The following is an 18,807-nucleotide window of genomic DNA, read 5'->3' on the forward strand; positions in this document are numbered from 1 at the left end:
CACCACACTCCGGCGGGGGCTGTCGTGGCCGTCGTGGCGGTGGGAAGCCCCGGCGGTGCGCCGCTCCGTCGCATTGCCCGCGCCGGAAACGGCGGATGGCCCTCCAGCGAGGCTGGAGGGCCATCCGCGGACCCGGGCCCGGGAGGGCGGCGACCGACGGTCTCGGCCGGGGAGGCCGGTTGGCGCTACTTCCCGGCAGGCTTGCCCTGCTCGAGGAACTCCCCGCCGCGGGCCACGACGACTCCGCCGTGCACGACCATGTCCCGCTGGGGCATGTCCACGACGACCTGAGGCAGACACTCGCCCCGCAGCAGGACGAAGTCGGCCGGGGAGCCCGGGCCGAGATCCGCGTGTGCGAGGCCCATGACGTCCGCGCCTCCGTGGGCGGCGACGCGGTAACAGTCCGTCAGCTCCTCGTCGAGCCGCACGTCCGTGACCCACCCCAGCAGATGGGCGCGGTGCAGCATGTCGGCATTGCCGAAGGGGCTCCAGGAGTCGCGTACGCCGTCGGAGCCGAGTCCGACCCGCACCCCGTGCTCGCGCAGCCGGGAGACCGGCAGCACCAGGGAGTCGGAGGGCGCCACCGTGGTGAGGGCGATGTCGAGTTCACCCAGCTCGGCGGCGAGGGGGCCGAGTTCGCCGTCCGTCAGGCCCGTCAGGCAGAAGACGTGGCTGACGGTGACCTTGCCGGCGAGGGACAGGGCGCGCGTGCGGGCGATGATGCCGCGCAGCGCCTCGAGCCCTTGCGCCCCCCGGTCGTGCAGGTGGATGTCCACGCCGATGCCGTGGCGGTCCGCGATGCCGAAGACCAGATCGAGCTGCTCGTCCAGGGCCTGGTCGAAACCGCTCGGGTCGATGCCTCCGATCATGTCGACGGTGCCCGAGCGCGCAGCCTCCTCCAGCAGCTCCGCCGTGCCCGGGGTGCGGATGACGCCGTGCTGGGGAAAGGCCACGATCTGGACGTCCAGGGCGTGGCGCAGCCGCCCGCGGGCCTCCGCCAGGCCCTCCACTCCGGCCAGGTCGTAGGCGGGAGCCACATCGGCGTGGGCGCGCATCGCCCGTGTCCCGCGCGCGACTGCGTGGGTCATCAGGCCGTACGCGCGTTCCGCGACGGGGCGGCGCTGACTGTGGAACAGCTCCACGTCCTGGGCGACGTAGTCGGCGATTCCGCCCGCCGGCCGGCGGGACACCCAGCGCCCGCCCCAGGTCGTCTTGTCGGGGTGGATGTGAGCGTCCACGAGGGACGGCAGTGCGATCCGGCCGCCACCGTCGACGACCCTCGCGCCGCGTGGTGCAGGACCGCGCGACACGCGGCCGTCGACCACCACCAGGTCCGAGGGACCGGGAGCGCCGGGCAGGCGTACGTCGCGGAAGACCACGGTCCCGGCGCCGGACTGCGCGGCGGCGGAGGCGGCCGGATCCGCCTGAGTGGCTTCGGCTCGGGCGGCCGGGGCGCCCACCGCTGCGGTGGTCGTGGCCGTGGTGCCGGCCAGTGCGGCGGCACCGGCCAGCACGGTGCGGCGGGAGAAGGTGCCGGGGGCGGGTGAGGACGGCTGCATGGGGACTCCTGCTGCGGGGTCGGCGCGGGGTGGGGGAATGGGGGGACGGCCGGGGGAGTGGTCGGGGCCCGCCCGGGCCCCTCGGGTCAGAGCGCGATCCCCGCCCGGACCACCCGTACCGGACGCTCGAGCACCGTGACGTCGGCCAGCGGATCGCCGTCCACGAGGATCGCGTCGCCCGCGAAACCGCGGGTGAGGCGGCCCGCCGTGCGCTCCAGTCCGAGGAGACGGGCCGCGCCGGTCGTGGCGGTGCGGATGGCGTCGAGCGCGGGCAGTCCTGCCGCGCGCATCAGCCCCACCTCCCGGCCGATGGGCCGCACCGTGCCGCCGGAAGAGTCCGTTCCGGCCGCGAGCGGGACCCCGAGTTCGTGCGCGGCGAGGACCGCCCTCTTCAGGACGGGCAGGTAGGTGCGCCCCCGTTCGGCGAGGACCGGGTCCGTGGACTGCGCCAGACCGGCGATCGCGGTGAGGGTGGGCGTGAAGTACGTGCCCCTGCGGCGCATCTCGCTCAGGGTGCGTTCGCCGACGAAGGCGCCGTGTTCCAGGGAGCGGATGCCGGCGGTGACGGCGTCGTGGCAGCCCTGCTCGCTGTAGCTGTGGCAGAGGACGCCCTTGCCCCGCCGCCGGGCCGCGGTGACGATCTCGGAGAGCTGCTCGTGGGAGTACACCTGGACGAGCGGATCCTGTTCGGGCAGGCCGGCACGCTCGTTGACACGTGTCTTGATGACGTCCGCACCCCGGGCGATGTTCACCTCCACCACGCGGCGCAGCGCCTCGGCCGAGCGGACGCCGTCCTTGAGCCGCGCGAGCGGGGTGAGGTCGGGGTCGGCGAGCACGGTCTCGCCGAGGTCCGGGGTGACGAAGATGCCGGCGGCGGTGAGCCGGGGCGCCAGTTCAGGGCTGTGGCGGGCGAGTTCCCGGACGGCGACGTCCTGGTAGAACGACGTCGATCCGCTGCGCGCGCTGGTCGCGCCCCGGCGGAGGGCGTCACGGGCCTCGGCGGCCGTACTCAGGTGGATGTGCGCGTCGACCAGGCCGGGGAGGACCCAGCGGCCGTCCGCGTCCAGGACGTCCGCGTCCCGCGGCACGGTGACGCTGCCGCGCGGGCCGGACGCGTGCACCGTCCCGTTCCTGATGACGACGACGCCGTTCTCGGTGACCTCGCCGGTCGCAGGGTCGAGCAGGGTGCCGCCCCGGATGACGAGGCTGCCGCCCCGCGTCGCCCCGCCGGAGGTGTTCCGGGCGGCATGCGGCGGTGTGTCACGGCCTGCGGGACCGGCCGCCGCCGGGGTCGCCGCGGCCATGGTTCCGGCGAGGGCGGCCGCACCGGCGAGAACTCCGCGCCGGGTCAGCCTGCCGGAGGGCGGGGGGAGGGCTTCGACGCACATGAGGGCTCCTTGGGGGAGTGGGCCAGGGCTCCCCATTTTGTATACCAAGCGTGAGCCGGTGGGCAAGGATCGCGTCGTCGAACAGCCTGGATATGTGCCTTTGGGTCTTTGGTTCCCAGGGTTGACCGGGCCGGGTTATAGCTTGGTATACAAGCTGGGCTCAGGCGTCGCCGAACAGGGAGCGCAGGGCGACGGTCCTGCTGTCGCGCACGTGCAGCAGCGTGCTCGCCGCGGCCGCCTCCATGTCGCCGGCGGAGATGTGCCGGTACATCTCCGCGTGCTGGGCCCGCATGTGCGCGGGCTCCTCGCGCATGCCGAAGAGCAGCCGGAGCTGCCAGCTCAGCTGTTCCATGGTGCGCGCGAGGAGGGGGTTGCCCGACATGGCCACGACTCCCTCGTGGAAGGCCGTATGGGCGGCGACCTCGCGCGTCCCCTCGTCCGACGCGGCGGCCGACTCCGCCTGGCGGAGTGTCGCTTCCAGGGCGGCCAGTCGCCCGGTGTCGCCCGCCGCCACGGCGCGCGCCGCGAGCCTCGACGCCTGGACCGCCAACGGCTCCCAGACCTCGTAGAGGTGCTCCACGTCGGCGTACTCGAGGCGCCGCACGCGTACGCCGCTGTGGGGGAGCAGCTCCAGGAGCCCTTCGGCGACCAGTGCCCGCAGAGCTTCACGTACGGGCACGCGGGACATGCTGAGCTCCTCGGCGACCTCCCGCTCGACGAGGCGGTCGCCCTGCGCGTACCGCCGGTCGACGATGCGCTGCAGCACGGCCTCACGCGCGCGGGTGCTGAGTGAGGCGGAGCCTGCCGGCGCCGGGACGGGCGTGTGCGAGCCGCTGTCGTCGGCGGCTGATCCGCTCCCGCTCCTGTCCCCCACCGTCTCCGCCTTCATCCGTCCCTCGTCCCGTCGTGCCAGGGGCGTGCTCCCGGGCGTGCTCCGAAGCGGCCTCCGGCGAAGGATAGGGGAATCAGTCCTCGTCGGACCCGGACTCCGCGGCCGCCTCGGCCCGCAGCAACGGATGCACCACCCCGGGGAACACCCGGGCACGCACGACCTCCTCGGCCGCACCGCCCTGCACCACGGTCTCCGCCACGCCCCACGGGCGCCCTGCCAGGTGAACGGTCAGCGTGTACGAGGACGAGCAGCCCATGCACTCGTAGCGGTCCGCCCAGGTCTCCACGTCCGTGACGCTGCCCGGGTAACGCTTCACATGCCGGTGCCGCGCGTGACAGCGGTCGCACGTCTCGCCCGGCTCGCACGTGCCGCCGCAGGGGCACGGGACGTCCAGCGAGTCCGCGGGCCGCCACCGCTGGACGAGCAGGGCCTCGCGGGTCGCGCCCATGTCCTTCATCGCCTTCAGATTCCGCGCGGCGACGTTGTAGGACTCGCCGGTCGCGGCCATCCGGTCCCGGATCACGTCCTTGCGTCCGCGGTTCGTCGTCATGTGTTCCTCCTGGGTGTACGCAGCCCGCCAGGAGGCCCACGAAATCTTCCTCCCTACGGTACCTGCCGCTCCACACCCGCGGTCCCGGCTCCGCCCCGCGGTCCGTCCTCCCTGCCGCGCGCCGTCGCCGTCCGGGCCGGCCACGAGGTCCCCGAATCCCCTGCGCCGCGAGTGCGGCCACCCGTCCGAGAATCGAACCCCTTGGCTGATCCTCGTCACTTGATTGCACGACGGCGCGCCGTGATCGAGCCGATTCGGCTTGTTTCTCTCATCGGCTCCGGGGGTTGTGTGAAGCGGTGGTGAATTGAATCTTCATACGCTGATGGGAAAGTCCTCTGACCACGTCGAATCATTTATTGCCGATCCGGCCAGGCGGCATCACGAGATGACTGAATCACTGTCTTGACCGGTTCTCGTGGCGCGATACACACTCACAAGGCACTCATGCATCAGGAGCCACCGGCGCAGACGGATGCGGATGGCCCTGCGAGACCAGATATCGCACGGGGTGAACGACGGGGGATGCACGCGGGGGATCGTGTGTGCGTATTCGGCGTATGCGCGCAATTCCTTCATCTCTCCTCATCTTCTGGTGCGCGAAGGGAATGGAGGGGGAATGCCGACGCACATGGGCTATCCCGGTGTTTACATCGAAGAACTTCCCAGCAGCGTCCGTACGATCGCCTCGGTCACCACCTCGGTGACCGCGTTCGTGGGGCACACGCGCCGGGGTCCGCTCAACCGGCCGGTGCGAGTCACCAGCTTCGCGGACTTCGAGCGCCGGTTCGGCGGACTCACCGCGCGGAGCGCCCTCAGCTACGCGGTGCACCAGTTCTTCGGCAACGGCGGCGCGCTCGCGGTGATCGTCCGTGTGGCCAAGGCCGGTACCGGTCAGGACGCCTGCGTCACGCTTCGCTCCACGGAGGGGCGCAGCGAGTGCCCGGTGCTGGAGGTGCACGCGAAGGAGCCCGGGACGTGGGGCTCGGGCCTGCGGGTGGCCGTCGACCACGACACCCCCGCGTCGGACAGGACGTTCAACCTCCACATCCTCGACGCCCGCGGCGGAGCCCGGGAGTCCTTCACCGGCCTGTCCATGGACGCGGGCCACGGCCGCTACGTGGAGACGGTGGTGGACGCGGGTTCCTCCCTCGTCCGGGTCAAGGTGCTCGACGAGGACCGTCCGGACCCGTCCGGCACGGTCTCCAAACCCTTCGCGGCGCAACTGCCGGCCCTGGACGTCGAGCTGAAGGTCAAGATCGGCGAGGTGGAGCGCGAGTTCACGCTCTTCGAGCCCGACCGCGACGGTGAGCCGCCCGGTGACGTCACCGAGCTGGCTCTCCTCCTGGAGCGCAAACTGCGAGCGCTGCCCGACGCCCCCGGAAGGCACGCCTTCGCCGGGGCCGAGGTGACCGCGTTCGGCAGGCGGCTCCAGGTCGTCGCAGGGTCCGTCGATCCGGACGACGTGGTCCGATTCGTCGGCGAGTGCGCCAACGACCTGGGACTGGAGGCCTCGGTCAACCCGCCCGTCTTCCCGCTGGAGGGCGGTGCGGACGGGGACCCGCCCGGCCCGCGCGACCTCATCGGCAGCGAAGGGGGCAAGACCGGTGTGCAGGCGCTGCGCGACGTGGACGACGTCAATCTGCTGGCCCTGCCGGAGCTGTCGGCCTACGAGTCCACCGAGGACATGGTCACCGTCCTGTCGGCGGCCGGGCGACTCTGCGAAGAGCGGCGGATCTTCCTGCTCGTCGACTCCCCCTCGACGTGGGGCAGCGTCGACGCCGCGCGGGCCGGGATCGGTGCCTTCGAACCCGTGCGCAGCAATCACGCGGGGCTGTACTTCCCGCATCTGCAGCTGACCGACCCGCTGACCGGACGGTTGCGCTCCTTCCCGCCGTCGGGTGCCGTCGCAGGGGTGATCGCCCGCACCGACGGTGAACGCGGGGTGTGGAAGGCGCCGGCCGGGACCGAGGCGCGCCTCGCCGGAGTCCGCTCGCTGACCGTCAGGCTGACCGACCGGGAGAACGGGCTCCTCAACCCGCTGGGAGTGAACTGCCTGCGCACCTTCCCCGTGGTGGGGCCCCTGGTCTGGGGCGCCCGCACCCTGGAGGGCGCGGACGCGCTCGACAGCGAGTGGAAGTACGTACCTGTGCGACGGCTCGCGCTGCACGTCGAGGAGAGTCTCTACCGCGGTCTGCAATGGGTCGTCTTCGAACCCAACGACGATCAGCTGTGGCAGCAGATCCGGCTCAAGGCGTCGGCCTACCTCAACGATCTCTTCAGGCAGGGCGCGTTCAAGGGCGGCACACCGCGTGAGGCGTACTTCGTGAAGTGCGACAAGGACACCACCACCGACGCCGACATCGCACGCGGTGTGGTCAATGTCGTGATCGGAATCGCGCCGGTCAAGCCCGCGGAGTTCGTGATCGTCAGGATCCAGCAGTTCGCAGGGCAGTTCGACCTCTCGTAGTCAAGGAAAAGGAACACGAAGGAAACCGATGGCTGAGTTCCAGATAAACGCCCATCGCTTCGACCCCTACAAGAATTTCAAGTTCCTGGTCCTCTGGGACGGTCGAACGGTCGCGGGCATCAGCAAGATCAGTCCTCTGAAGCGGACCACCGAGGTGGTGAAACACCGCCACGGCGGAGATCCGAGCTCACCGCGAAAGTCGCCGGGCCGCTCCGAGTTCGAGGGCGTCACGCTCGAACGCGGAGTCACCCATGATCCCGAATTCGACCGCTGGGCCAACAAGGTCTGGCAGGTGGGTGCCGGGCTCGGTTCGGAGGTCTCGCTCCGGGACTTCCGCAAGGACATCATCATCCAGGTGCTCAACGAAGCCGGTCAGGTGGCTGTCTCGCACAAGCTCTACCGGGCCTGGGTCAGCGAGTACCAGGTCATCGGCGAGCTCGACGCGAACGCCAACGCCGTCGCCATCCAGAGCGTGAAGCTGGAGTGCGAAGGCTGGGAGCGCGACTACGAGATCCCGGAACCGGTCGAGCCGTCGTTCACCCACCCGGCCTGAACGCGTCGCCGTGATCCCCGGAACGGCCCCGGTGGGGCCCGCCGAACTGCTGGCAGCCTGGGAGGCCGGGCTCGCCCTGGGTGCGGCGGAGAGGTCGTTGCTGCTGCACCGGGCGGCCCGCCCGGGGGCCGGTACCGACGACTTGCTGTCGGTACCGGTCGGCGAGCGGGAGGCCGATCTGTACGCGCTGCGCCGTTCGCTCTTCGGCGAGCGGATGCAGGTGCGGACCGAGTGCGGCGCCTGCGGCGAGGCCATGGAGTTCGACCTCGACGCCGGGACGCTCGGCACACGCCCGGCCGCGGGGGACCGGCTGCTGCGGGTGGCCGAGGACGGCTGGGTGGTCGAGTTCCGTCTGCCCACCGTGGCCGACCTCGCGGCAGCCGGTGCCGCCGGCGACTCCGGAGCGGCGCGCCGGCGGCTGGTGGCGGGCTGCACGGTGCGGGCGCTGCGGGGCGGCGAGCCTGTCGCCCCGCAGCGACTGGCCGCACTGCTGCCCGACCGGGTGGAGCGGCTCATCGCCGAGAAGGCCGCCGAGGCGGACCCGACGGCCGACGTGACGCTGAACGTGACGTGCCCGGAGTGCGGCGAGGCCACCCCGGCCGAGCTGGACATCACCTCCTACCTGTGGACCGAACTGGACAGCTGGGCACGGGACCTGCTCCTCGACGTCCATCTGCTCGCCACCGCCTACGGGTGGAGGGAGACCGACATCCTGGCGCTCAGCCCCCTCCGGCGCCGTTACTACCTGGAGCTGTGCACCGATGGCTGACTACTTCGACCGGCTGCTCGCCCGCCACGCACCGGTGTCCGCGGCCGGCGGCGCCGGGGACTCCGGTACACGCACGCGGGTACGGCCGAGGCTGTCCGGCCCGTACGAGCGGGCCGAGGCACTGCGCCACGGCCCGCCCGGACCGGACGAGCCGGCCGCGCTGGTACCCGTCGCCCCCCGGACCGACCCCGTCGGGCCCCGGTTGGTGCGGCAGGACCGGGAGGTGCGTACCGAGCGGCACACCGTGGTGCGCACCGAGCACATCCCGCGGGCGGACGACGACGTGCGGTCGTTCCGGCCCGTGGCCGTGGAGCCGGCCACCCTGCCGCGGCCCTCGGTGACGGCGTCACCGAAGGTCCGGCCCGATCGGGAGGAAGGCGCGCGTGCGGCACGCCGGGGGCTGTCGTCGGTGCCCGACGACCCGGCGTCCGCGCCTGTCGTGGCCGCTGTGACGGCACGCGCGTCCGCCGCCCCCGCGCGTGCGGCAGCGCTCCCTGTGCCGCGCGGCTCCGACTCCGCCGCCGCCGCGCGGGGCGCGGCGCTCGGCTCGGTGGGACGGCGGGCACCGCGCCCGGCCGAACGCGTCGTGCACGTACAGATCGGCCGGCTGGAGGTCAGCGCGGGGCCCCCGCCCGGCGCGAACGGGACGCCGGCCGGCCGCCCGGCACAGCGGCCCGGCCGGCCCGCACCCGTACTGACGCTCGACGACTACCTGTCGCGCGGCGGGAAGAGGGACTGACGACATGAGCAACGCACTCGCCGTCGCCACGGTCACCCAGGCGCTCGCCCTGCTGATCGAGAGCAACCTGGGACCCGAGATGGACATCGCGGTCAAGGTGGAGACCCGTAAGCCGCCGTCGGAGCCCCCGAGCGAGCCGACCATCACCGTGTTCCTCTACCAGGTGACCCCGAACGCCGCGATGCGCAACAACGACCTCCCGACGCGCGCCACCGACGGCGCCCTGCGCAACCGGGCGTATGCGCCGCTCGACCTGCACTACGTGATCAGTGCGTACGGGGAGGAGACGGAGCTGGTCGGGCAGCGGCTGCTCGGATGCGTGATACGGACGCTGCACGAGATTCCGGTGCTGCCACGGGAACTGATCGAACTGGCCGCCGAACGCCCGCATCTGGCGGGCAGCGATCTGGCGGACTCGCTGCACAGGGTGCGCTTCACACCGACGGTCATGGACGTCGACGAGACATCGAAGCTCTGGGGAATGCTCCACCAGACCCCCTACACCCTGTCCGTCGCCTATCAGGCGTCGCTGGTGGTGATCGAGGGCCGCGAGCAGCCGGCCCCGGCGAAGCCGGTGGAACGGCACACCGTCCGGGTGGTGCCCTTCGGGGCGCCGGGAGCACCGGTGCCGCCCGGGGCGGAGGGGGAGTCAGGTGCGCCCGCGGCTCCCGCCTCAGCCGCGGCTGAGGCCAAGCCGGCTCCCTCGAAGAAGGCCGCAGCGAGGAAGGCCTCCGTGGCCAAGCCCCCGGCCAAGTCCACCAGGACCACCGCGGGGCGAGCGGCGCCGCCGCGTCCCCGCAGGACGGCCGGGAGCGGCACACCGACGCCGGACGACAAGGGCTGAGCCGGAGTGCGGGACACGGGGGGTGAGGACATGGGGACGTACGAAGGGGACGGGCGGCGGAGCGAGGGCGGCGACGCGGCAGCGCAGGGGCGGATGCTCCTGGCGGCCGTCCACGACGTGCTCGCCCGCGTCGACACCCACGCCCGACGCGCGACAGGCGGCTCGGGCCCGGCCGGTGCGGCAGACGCGGAGCGGCGACCCGCGCGCGGTGGCGACCCGGGCGGGGACACGGTCGTCCTCCCCGACGGCACGACCGGGGGCGCCCCTGCTGCTGCACCTGCGTCCGGCTCCGGTTCCGGTTCCGGCTCCGGTTCCGGTCCTGGTCCGGCCTCCGGATCCGGCCAGGGAGACACCCTGCCGGAGAGCGCCGTGCGCCCCGGCCCCGCCACTCTCGACGCCCTGGTCGCCTGCTTCGGCCTCAGTCCGTTCGAGCGCGAGATCGTCCTGCTCGCCGCGGCGGCCGAGCTCGACCCCACCACGGCCGCCCGCTGCGCCGCGGCCAGCGGGGATCCGGAGCGTACGTACCCCACCTTCTCGCTCTCCCTCGCCGCGCTCGCCGATCCGCACTGGAGCGCCCTGACCCCCGTCGCCCCTCTGAGGCGCTGGCGGATCGTCGAGCTCGACGACGAGACCCGGCTGACCACGTCCCGGCTCCGGCTCGACGAACGGATCCTGCACTTCCTGGCCGGCTCGCCCTACCTGGACGCACGGCTGCACGGGCTGCTGCGCCGGGCCACCGCGCCTGACTCGCTGCCCGCCTCCCACGACCTGACGGCGAGCCGGGTCGCGGCGGGCTGGTCGGGGCCCGGGCGCGGTGCGCCGCTCAGGGTCGAGCTGGTCGGCGGCGATCTCCGGACCCGCGTGGACATCGCCGCCGCCGCGGCCCGCCGAGCGGGCCTCGGCCTCTACGAGATGTCGGCCGCCGATCTCCCGGCCGCCCCCGCCCAGCGCGACCTGCTGGCCCGGCTGTGGCAACGCGAGGCGGTCCTGCTGCCCGCGGCGCTGCTGGTGGAGGTCGGAGACCCCGACCGCGAACAGGCCACCGCAACCGATGCGTTCGTCGAGAGCGCGGCCGTGCCGCTGGTCGTGTCGAGTGCCGATCCGCGGCAGACGGCACGCCCCCGGGGCGAGCGCGTCACCGTCCCGCCCCTGGACGCGGACGAGCAGCTCGGGGTGTGGACCGACGCGTTCGCCGCCGTCCCCGACGTGTCGGAGGCCGATCTGCGCGACCTCGTGGCCCAGTTCTCGCTCCCTCCCCATCTGGTCCGCTCCGCAGGAGCGGCCGTGGCCAGGGACCTGTCCGGCCAGGAGCGGCTGGACGCGACCGCTCTGGCCTGGCAGGCGGGTCTCACCGAGGCCCGGACGGGCATGGACGGGATGGGCCGCCGGATCGAGCCGCAGGCCGCCTGGGGCGATCTGGTGCTGGCGGAACGGCAGGTGCGGGTGCTGCGCGAGATCACCGCGCATGTGCGGCGGCGGCCGACCGTGTACCAGGAGTGGGGCTTCGCCGGGACACTGCGCAGGGGCTTGGGCGTCACCGCGCTCTTCGCGGGCGGTTCCGGCACCGGCAAGACACTCGCCGCCGAAGTGATGGCGAAGGAGCTGGGCCTGGACCTGTTCGTCATCGACCTGTCCCAGGTGGTCAGCAAGTACATCGGTGAGACCGAGAAGAACCTGCGCAGGGTCTTCGACGCCGCCGAACAGGGCGGGGCCCTGCTGCTGTTCGACGAGGCCGACGCACTGTTCGGCAAGCGCAGCGAGGTCAAGGACTCCCACGACCGGTACGCCAACCTCGAAGTCAGCTACCTGCTGATGCGGATGGAGGCGTACCGGGGCCTGGCGATCCTCACGACGAACATGAAGCAGGCGCTGGACACGGCGTTCATGCGCCGTATCCGCTTCGTCGTCGACTTCCCCTTCCCGGGCGAGAGCGAGCGTGCCGAGATCTGGCGCCGTGTGCTGCCCGCGCGTGCGCCGACGAAGGGCGTCGACCCCGCTCTGCTGGCGCGCCTGACCGTGGCGGGCGGTTCCATCCGCAACATCGCGCTCTCCGGTGCGTTCCTCGCGGCGGAGGAGGGCGACCGGCTCCAGATGCGCCACATGCTCGAGGCCGCCCGCACCGAGTACCTGAAGCTCGACCGTTCCCTGACGCCGTCGGAGGTGCACGGATGGGTCTGAACGAGCAGCAGCGGACGGTACGGGTGGACATCGGCGAGCTGGTGCTCGACGGGTTCGGCCGGGTGGATCCGGAACGCGTGTCGGAGGCGTTCCAGGCGGAGCTGGGCCGGCTCGTACGGGAACGGGGCGTGCCGCTCGCCGCCGACGGCGGACAGGCGCTGGACGCCCTGGCAGGACTGCCTCCGCTGCCCGCGTCGCTCTCCGCACGGCGCCTCGGCCAGGAGCTGGCGCGCGCGGTGCACACGGGCCTCTCGGGCGGGGGCGAGGTGAAGCGGTGAGTACGTCCCACTCGCAGGAGACACGGCCGGACCAGTCCGCCAAGCGCCGCAAGCGCAAGGAACGCGCCGCGTCCCGTGCGCCCGAGCCGAAGAACATCGTCAGCGGTGCCGGCCAGCCGCTCGACCTGAGCGTACGGCGGGAGCTGGAGGAACAGCTCGGGCACGACTTCAGCCGGGTACGGCTGCACACCGGCCCGGACGCGGGCGCGCTCACCGGGATGCTCGGCGCGGACGCGGTCGCCGTCGGACAGGACATCTTCTTCCGGGAAGGCACGTACCGCCCCGGCACGCAGGACGGTCAGCGTCTGCTGGCCCACGAACTGCTGCACACGGTGCAGAACCCGCACGGTCTGGGCGCACTGCGGGCCGGGCGCGAGCTGGGCGAGGTGAGCCTGCCGCAGCAGGCGGTGGAGCGTGAGGCGGAATCGGCGGCGCAGGAGTCCGTACGGGACGGGGAGCCCTCGGAGCGGATCGAGGGGGGCCGGGCGACGCCCGGCTGGCTGCGCTACGCGACCGTGGACGCGGACCGGAACCGGCTGGAGCAGCTGGACCCGGCGACACTGGTCGACCGGCTCGCGAACGGTCTGCTGCGCTCGCTGCGCGGCGATCCCGCCGACCTGTCCGGGCGGGTGCGTTGGGAACTCGCCCGCCTGGCACCGCAGTTGCAGGATTCCGTACTCGACCGGCTGGAGAACCGGCTGCTCACGTCCGAGTACGACCTGCTGCTCGATCTCGCCGAGGAGGCGGAGACCGGACCGGCAGGCCTCACATCGGCCGGGGTACCCGCCCCGGAGATCGACCTCTTCGAGGCACTGGGCGTGGAGCGTACCCGGTGGAAGCGGGAGCAGGGGGCGGAGACCGCATCCGCAGGCCGACGCGACGACGACGCCCGCGAGGAGCGGCGGGACGCCAGGGACCGCGACGCGCAGCAGGGCCGCGACCGCAGCAGAGCGCGTTCGGACGCCGCGGCCGAGGACCAGGAAGCGGCTCGGCGCAAGGAGCAGGAGGACGAGCGCGCGCACTCGCGCGAACAGGCGGAACAGGAACAGCAGCAGGAGGAGGAGAAGCGGTCCGCGGACCGGCAGCGCACCGACGAGGCCGCCGACGAGCGGGCACAGGGGCAGCAGGCGGGCGCCGAGGAGGCGAAGGAGGAACGCAAGGCCCAACGGGACCGCGAGGAGCAGGACCCGGAGCAGGCGAACGCTCCCGGCGCCGACAAGCGCACACGCAAGGACGGCGCGAAGAAGCCGGCGGACGGTTCGAAGCAGGAGAACCTCGACCCGAAGGCGAAGGCACAGCCCGGTCCCGTCCGTCCCGAGAAGGTCGATGAACGCGGTGACCTGCCGGACAGCGCCCTGTCCGAGCACGGCCTCCACGAGAAGGACGAGGACGAGGGCGAGCCCCGCGAGGAGGAGAAGCCACTCGGACTGGAGGCGGGCGCGGAGAACGAGATCGGCGGCGACGAGGACCTCGATGACCGCACGGGAGGTGCCGCCCGGACCGAGGAGGCATTGAAGCCGGAGGACCACCTGCCCGAGGCCGACCTCGACCTGTCCGCCGTACCGACGGCGGACGAGATGACGCCGGGAGAGGCCGAACCGGGCCTGCCCACCTTCCCGGCGCCGCCGCCGACCAAGGCCGAACGGGTCCAGCAGGAGCGCGAGAAGGAGCAGCAGGAGGAGGACGAGGACTCCGCGGCTCCCGACACGAAGGCGCCGGGTCAGGACGTCGGGCCCGTGGAGGGCGAGGCGCCTCAGCCGGAGGGCGGCCCCGCGGCCGAGGGGCAGGACCGCGCGGCGAAGGACCTGCAGCCGGAGAAGGCAACAGACCAGGAGGTCGGCCCCGACCCCGGGACCACCGACAGGGAGCCTGAGCAACCGGAGGCCGAGAAGGCCGGTCCGGCCGATGAGCAGGAGCGTGAGGCGGTCCCTTCCGAAGACGCGCGGGAGCGGAACGCCGACGATGCGGGGGACGAACAGCGTCAGCTGAGTGAACGAGGACGGCAGGAAGTCCAGCGGGGCACCACGGGTGACGGATCGGCCACCGCGGCGGCGGACGCGGCTCCCGTGGCCTTCTCCGGCCCGGCCGCAGCGCGGCCCGCGGGTGCCCAGCCCCAGGAGACGGCCGTCGAGGACCGCAACCCCTCACCTGCCGCGCGTCGTGACGCCGAGCCGCCCAGGTCGGAGCGCGAGGCCGCCGGTCCGAGGAGCCGCGTGCCCAGGGAGTCCGGTCCCGGAGTGTCACCACGCGGCGCGGTGGGCGCCTCCGAGCCCGTGGGCCCGACCGTCGCAGCCGGCCCCGGTGCCGCGCCGTCCGCCGCCCAGGCGGCCGTGAGCCCGGCGGCCGAACAGGCGGGCGGTCCCGGCGCGGGCCCCGCGGCGGAGGCATCGCTGGAGAAGGACGGCGGCGGCTGCGCCCCGCCGGAGCCCGCGGCGGAGAAGGACGAGGCGGGCGGCAGCTGCGGCGGGGGCGGAGGCACGGCGCTCGAGGAGAAGAAGGACGAGGAGCCTCCGGACGTCTCCGGCCAGGACCCCAAGGCCGCGATCGGCACGGTGAGCAAGCTGGCACCGGACCAGGCCGCCGCCGCGATGCCGGGAGTGGACGCCGCGGCCGACAGGAAGGTCGGCGAGGAGCAGCAGCGGCTCGACGCCGCCCCGCCGGAGCGGGAACGCCCTTCAGGTGCGCCGCGTACGCAGTCGGGGGCGCCCGAGGCCGCGCCGCCTGCCGCACAGGTGACCGGCAAGGTGGAGAAGCTCGGACCGAAGGACCAGGGCGACGAGCAGCAGGCCAAGGGCAGCGAGAAGGCCGCCGGGGCCAAGCCCACGGACAGTGCTCCGCCGCCGCCCATGCCCGTGGCCGCCGAGCTGAGCGCCGACGAGGCGAAGAACGTGGAGGCCGCGGCCGACGCGGTTCCGACCGTCGACCCCGAACTGCGCAACAAGACGGTCGGTCCCGCGCCGAAGATCCGGCTCGAGGGGGCGAGCGACCCCGGGCGGACGGACGACCAGGCCAAGGCGCTCAAGAACAAGCAGTCCGACATCCAGAGCACGGGGCGCGAGGACGCCGCCAAGCCGATGGGCGAGGACCAGATCTTCCCGGACGCGCCGCAGGAGCAACTCGTCGGCAAGGCGACCGGCCGTGCGGGCGCCAGGCGCGGCGCCGGCGCAGCCAAGGGCGCGCGGGCCGGACCGGGTGTGGGCGCGGTCGCCAGGCAGGAGCGTGGCGGAGAGATCCAGGGGGCGGCAGGACAGGCACAGGGTGATCTGGTCACCGAGGAGAAGAAGCACAAGGAGGGCGAGCAGCAGTCCAAGCGGGAGAAGCAGACCGAGATCGACCGTGAGGTCACGCAGAACGCGGAGAAGCAGACCGCGGAACGCGGCCGGGCAGCCGAGGAAGCGCAGCGCGAGCGCGAGGCCTGGCGCACCGAGCAGGACCAGAAGGTCGAAGAGGCGGACAGGAACTCCGAGAAGGAGCACACCGCCAAGAACAAGGAGATCGTCAAGGCCCGCGACGACAAGGACAAGGAGGTCGGCGAGAGGAAGGACAAGGACAACCAGCAGATCGACACGGAGCGCGAGAACGCGGAGAAGGAGGCGGAGAAGAAGAAGGAGGAGAAGAAGCCCTCCGGAGGGTTCTTCGGCTGGATCGCCGACAAGGTGAAGGGCTTCTTCACCGCGCTCCTGGAGGCCGTGACGGCGGTGTTCGACGCCGCACGCAAGGCCGTGAACAGCATCATCGACACGTTCAAGGACTGGGCGAACAAGGCGATCGACTTCGTGCGCGACCTCGCGATCGCGGCGATCGATGTGCTCGCGGACGCGCTGATCGCGATCGGGGACGTGCTGCTGGCGGCGTTCCCCGAGCTACGGGACAGGTTCCGCAGGGCGATCGAAGGTCTGAGGGACAAGGCGATCGCGGCGGTCAACACCTTGGCGGACGGCCTGAAGAAGGCCGTGAACGCTCTGCTGGACGCCCTGGCGGCGGGCCTGAACGCGCTGCTCGACGTCCTCGAGGCGGGGATCAAAGCCGTCATCAAGGCCTACCAGGCGGTCATCCTGGGCGCGATCAAGTTCGCCCAGGCGGCGATCGAGGCGCTGGGCAAGTTCGCCGCGCTGGTCGCGGACATCGCACCGGACCCGGGCGGCTGGATCGGCAAGGCCGGCAGCTCGGCGAAGTCCGGCGTTCAGGACCATCTGTGGGGCGCGATCAAGACGGGCGTCAAGCGGTGGTTCGACACCAAGGTCGAGGGCATCCTCGGGCTCGGCAAGGCCGTGATCGACGTCCTGGTGAAGGGCTGCGTCTCGATCAAGCAGATCGGGAAGATGGCATGGGACGCGATCATCGCCTCACTGCCGATGATGATCGCCTCGATCGTGATCGAGAAGGTCGTCTCGATGATCGTCCCCGCGGCGGGCGCGATCCTCACGATCGTGCAGGGGCTGATGGCTGCTTGGCAGAGCATCAGCTCGATCCTCTCCGCGTTCAGCAGATTCTGGGGGTACTTGAGGGCGGTGAAGGCCGGCCCTGCCGCCTGTCTCTTCGCGGAGGCGGTGGCCGCCGGCATCGTGGCGCTGCTGGACTTCATCGCGAACTTCCTGATGATCCGTCTGGCGGGTGCGACGAAGGGAGTGGGCAAGCGGCTCCAGACGATGGCCCAGAAGATCATGAAGGGCCTGAAGAGGACGGGTAAGGGCGCGAAGAAAGCCGCCGGCTCGGCCGTCAACAAGGCGCGGGACGCGATGCGGAACGCGAAGACGGCGATGACGAAGCCGCCGGTGGCGCCGAAGCCGAAGGGCAAGCCGTCGCCGAACCCGAAGGCACCGGTGAAGCCGAAGGACACGGCGACACCGAAGGGGCCGGCGAAGCCGGGGCCTTCGCCGTCCGTGACGAAGCCGAAGGACACCAGGCCGGGGCCGACGAAGGACAGGTCCCCCGAGAGTTCCCCGCGGACTCCCACGAAGAAGAAGGAGATCGAGGGCCCCAAGCCGACCAGGCCGAAGAAACCGAAGTCGCCTTCGGGCAGGGCCCTGGACAAGGCCAGATCAGCGGTGAAGTCGGCGCTGAAGAAGGTCCGCAACGCTGGAAAGACGCTGGGTAAGAAGCTCAGGAAGAGCAAGCCGGGCAAGGCGCTGAAGAGCAGCGCGTCGAAGCTGCGGAACGCGTTCACGAAGAGGCGCGACCGGTTGCGCGACAACAAGAAGATCCAGCAGGACCGCAGGAAGCAGAACCAGGACGACCGGAAGAAGAAGGAGGACTCGAAGGAGTCCAAGGAGGCCCGGCTCCGCAGGATCGTCGCAAGGATCAGGCCCCAGCTGAAAAGGCTGCTCGACAAGGGCGTCAGGCGCCCGGTGCTCAACGCGGCACTCAGCGGAATGCGTCTGTGGCACAGGCTGACACGCTTGTCCGTACAGGGCGGCGAACGCTTCGACATCGAGGCCGTGCTCAACCCGGGACAGTCGGTCGTGGCCGGCGTCAAGCTCGACCGGGACGAACTCCTCCGGTTCATCCGTGAGGTCGCGGACGACGTGCAGAACTCTCCGCGCACCCGCGCGGGCGCGCAGGGCCTCGGCTACTCGGTGGACGGAAAGCAATTGGCTCTCGGTGAGCGGGCGCAGTCCCACACGCTGGCCGCCACCTTGCGCGAGAACCAGATGAGCAACGGAAGCTACCGCAGAGTCGGGACCTCCGGCGGGGGTGCTGCCGGCCTCAGACAAGGCGTGGACTCCCCCCGCAATCAGGTCGTCTCGCAGATCGGTGCGACGGACGAGGACAGGCTCAATCACGATTACGCCAAGATGTTCGCGGGAGTGTCGCCGGACATTCAGCGGGAGCTTGCCCGGGGAATGCTCAGCGATCTGGGTGGGCGAACGGAATCGAACTCGCAGACGTCACAGAGTCAGCGTGTTTTCCTGCACACACTCGGCGCGGTGGAAGAGAACAGGTCGAGCAGTGACCTCGTGTACCGGGCAATGGCCTACAGCCTGGGCGCACGAGACCCCGAGGCGATCGCCACGGCCCAGCGGCGGCGAGGTATGGCTGGTCTCCAGCGCGTCATGATGAAACTCCCCCTGGCTCCCAAAGGTGCACAGAGCAGGGCCCGTCAGCTCAACTTCCGATACGCCTTCGAGGAAATGATGGGCAACTCGCAAGGCGTGGACTCGCAAGTCGTTGCTCGCAGAATGGCGGCGTTGGGAAGGCGGGAGGGCCTCACGCCCGGCGACCTGGAGAAACTTACGGGGATGCATTACGAGAAGCACCTCAAGTCACAGGGTGTCACCCCCGCAATGCGGAAGCAGGCGCGCGCGACGATGAACGACAAGGACCTGCCGGAGTCGGAAAGGGAAGCAGCCCGCGATCAGATGCGCAAATGGAACAGTGCCTATGCGCAGGATGCCTGGGCGCAAGCGGCTGACCGTGGGGAGGTGGCCGATACGGCGGACGCAAAGACCATGGCGCGACGGGAGGTCAGATTTCTGCAGGGCTGGGCCGCTTCTCTGGAACTGGACTTCTCCGGCGAAGGCGATCCCAAGAAGGCGCTGTTCGCCAGAATTCGGAGCGAGATCGAGCGCATTTATGATGCGTCGTAGGGT

12 protein-coding genes are annotated in these 18,807 nt (G+C 71.7%); 8 read left to right on the forward strand and 4 right to left on the reverse strand.

Annotated elements, in window-relative coordinates:
• Positions 1–185 precede the first annotated feature (185 nt).
• The 4 genes from OO67_RS13610 to OO67_RS13625 form a co-directional block, all read right to left on the reverse strand.
• Positions 186–1,559, reverse strand: a complete 1,374-nt coding sequence (locus tag OO67_RS13610) for an amidohydrolase (protein ID WP_033300123.1) — start codon at positions 1,557–1,559, stop codon at positions 186–188.
• 86 nt (positions 1,560–1,645) lie between these two features.
• Positions 1,646–2,947: an amidohydrolase family protein gene (locus tag OO67_RS13615; protein WP_033300124.1), complete on the reverse strand. Its 1,302-nt coding sequence runs from the start codon at positions 2,945–2,947 to the stop codon at positions 1,646–1,648.
• 160 nt (positions 2,948–3,107) lie between these two features.
• Positions 3,108–3,836 (reverse strand): GntR family transcriptional regulator, encoded by a 729-nt coding sequence (locus tag OO67_RS13620; protein WP_033300125.1) that lies wholly within the window; start codon positions 3,834–3,836, stop codon positions 3,108–3,110.
• A gap of 76 nt (positions 3,837–3,912) precedes the next feature.
• A complete protein-coding gene (locus OO67_RS13625; RefSeq protein ID WP_033300126.1) occupies positions 3,913–4,389 on the reverse strand; it encodes a hypothetical protein in 477 nt (158 codons plus the stop codon).
• A 616-nt stretch (positions 4,390–5,005) separates the two neighbouring features.
• On the opposite strand from OO67_RS13625, the gene OO67_RS13630 reads away from it, so the two are divergent.
• The 8 genes from OO67_RS13630 to OO67_RS13665 are packed head-to-tail and all read left to right on the forward strand — an operon-like array spanning position 5,006 to position 18,804.
• Complete coding sequence (locus tag OO67_RS13630; RefSeq protein WP_033300127.1) at positions 5,006–6,856, forward strand: phage tail sheath C-terminal domain-containing protein; 1,851 nt, start codon at positions 5,006–5,008, stop codon at positions 6,854–6,856.
• Between the two features lie 28 nt (positions 6,857–6,884).
• Positions 6,885–7,409 carry a phage tail protein gene (locus tag OO67_RS13635; RefSeq protein WP_033300128.1) on the forward strand — a complete coding sequence of 175 codons (525 nt, stop codon included), beginning with the start codon at positions 6,885–6,887 and terminating at the stop codon, positions 7,407–7,409.
• Positions 7,410–7,419: 10 nt separating this feature from the next.
• Complete coding sequence (locus tag OO67_RS13640) at positions 7,420–8,178, forward strand: T4 family baseplate hub assembly chaperone (RefSeq protein ID WP_244300174.1); 759 nt, start codon at positions 7,420–7,422, stop codon at positions 8,176–8,178.
• Positions 8,171–8,917, forward strand: a complete 747-nt coding sequence (locus OO67_RS13645) for a hypothetical protein (RefSeq protein WP_033300129.1) — start codon at positions 8,171–8,173, stop codon at positions 8,915–8,917. Before OO67_RS13640 ends, OO67_RS13645 begins: the two co-directional genes overlap by 8 nt.
• A 4-nt stretch (positions 8,918–8,921) precedes the next feature.
• The gene (locus tag OO67_RS13650) at positions 8,922–9,761 is read left to right on the forward strand and encodes a Pvc16 family protein (protein WP_033300130.1); all 840 of its coding nucleotides are present in this window, start codon (positions 8,922–8,924) and stop codon (positions 9,759–9,761) included.
• A 30-nt stretch (positions 9,762–9,791) separates the two neighbouring features.
• Positions 9,792–11,939, forward strand: a complete 2,148-nt coding sequence (locus tag OO67_RS13655; RefSeq protein ID WP_033300423.1) for an ATP-binding protein — start codon at positions 9,792–9,794, stop codon at positions 11,937–11,939.
• Positions 11,930–12,217, forward strand: coding sequence for a hypothetical protein (locus OO67_RS13660; protein ID WP_033300131.1), 288 nt, complete (start codon positions 11,930–11,932; stop codon positions 12,215–12,217). Before OO67_RS13655 ends, OO67_RS13660 begins: the two co-directional genes overlap by 10 nt.
• A complete protein-coding gene (locus OO67_RS13665) occupies positions 12,214–18,804 on the forward strand; it encodes an eCIS core domain-containing protein (RefSeq protein WP_051709366.1) in 6,591 nt (2,196 codons plus the stop codon). Before OO67_RS13660 ends, OO67_RS13665 begins: the two co-directional genes overlap by 4 nt.
• The last annotated feature ends 3 nt before the right edge of the window (positions 18,805–18,807 follow it).

Origin of the sequence: Streptomyces atroolivaceus (assembly GCF_000717025.1) — a bacterium.
Taxonomy (GTDB): domain Bacteria; phylum Actinomycetota; class Actinomycetes; order Streptomycetales; family Streptomycetaceae; genus Streptomyces; species Streptomyces atroolivaceus.

What these genes read in the sequence shown, in the direction of transcription:
- OO67_RS13610 (WP_033300123.1), bottom strand. Translation starts at nt 1,559, where the DNA reads ATGCAGCCGTCCTCACCCGCCCCCGGCACCTTCTCCCGCCGCACCGTG.
- OO67_RS13615 (WP_033300124.1), bottom strand. Translation starts at nt 2,947, where the DNA reads ATGTGCGTCGAAGCCCTCCCCCCGCCCTCCGGCAGGCTGACCCGGCGC.
- OO67_RS13620 (WP_033300125.1), bottom strand. Translation starts at nt 3,836, where the DNA reads ATGAAGGCGGAGACGGTGGGGGACAGGAGCGGGAGCGGATCAGCCGCC.
- OO67_RS13625 (WP_033300126.1), bottom strand. Translation starts at nt 4,389, where the DNA reads ATGACGACGAACCGCGGACGCAAGGACGTGATCCGGGACCGGATGGCC.
- OO67_RS13630 (WP_033300127.1), top strand. Translation starts at nt 5,006, where the DNA reads ATGCCGACGCACATGGGCTATCCCGGTGTTTACATCGAAGAACTTCCC.
- OO67_RS13635 (WP_033300128.1), top strand. Translation starts at nt 6,885, where the DNA reads ATGGCTGAGTTCCAGATAAACGCCCATCGCTTCGACCCCTACAAGAAT.
- OO67_RS13645 (WP_033300129.1), top strand. Translation starts at nt 8,171, where the DNA reads ATGGCTGACTACTTCGACCGGCTGCTCGCCCGCCACGCACCGGTGTCC.
- OO67_RS13650 (WP_033300130.1), top strand. Translation starts at nt 8,922, where the DNA reads ATGAGCAACGCACTCGCCGTCGCCACGGTCACCCAGGCGCTCGCCCTG.
- OO67_RS13655 (WP_033300423.1), top strand. Translation starts at nt 9,792, where the DNA reads ATGGGGACGTACGAAGGGGACGGGCGGCGGAGCGAGGGCGGCGACGCG.
- OO67_RS13660 (WP_033300131.1), top strand. Translation starts at nt 11,930, where the DNA reads ATGGGTCTGAACGAGCAGCAGCGGACGGTACGGGTGGACATCGGCGAG.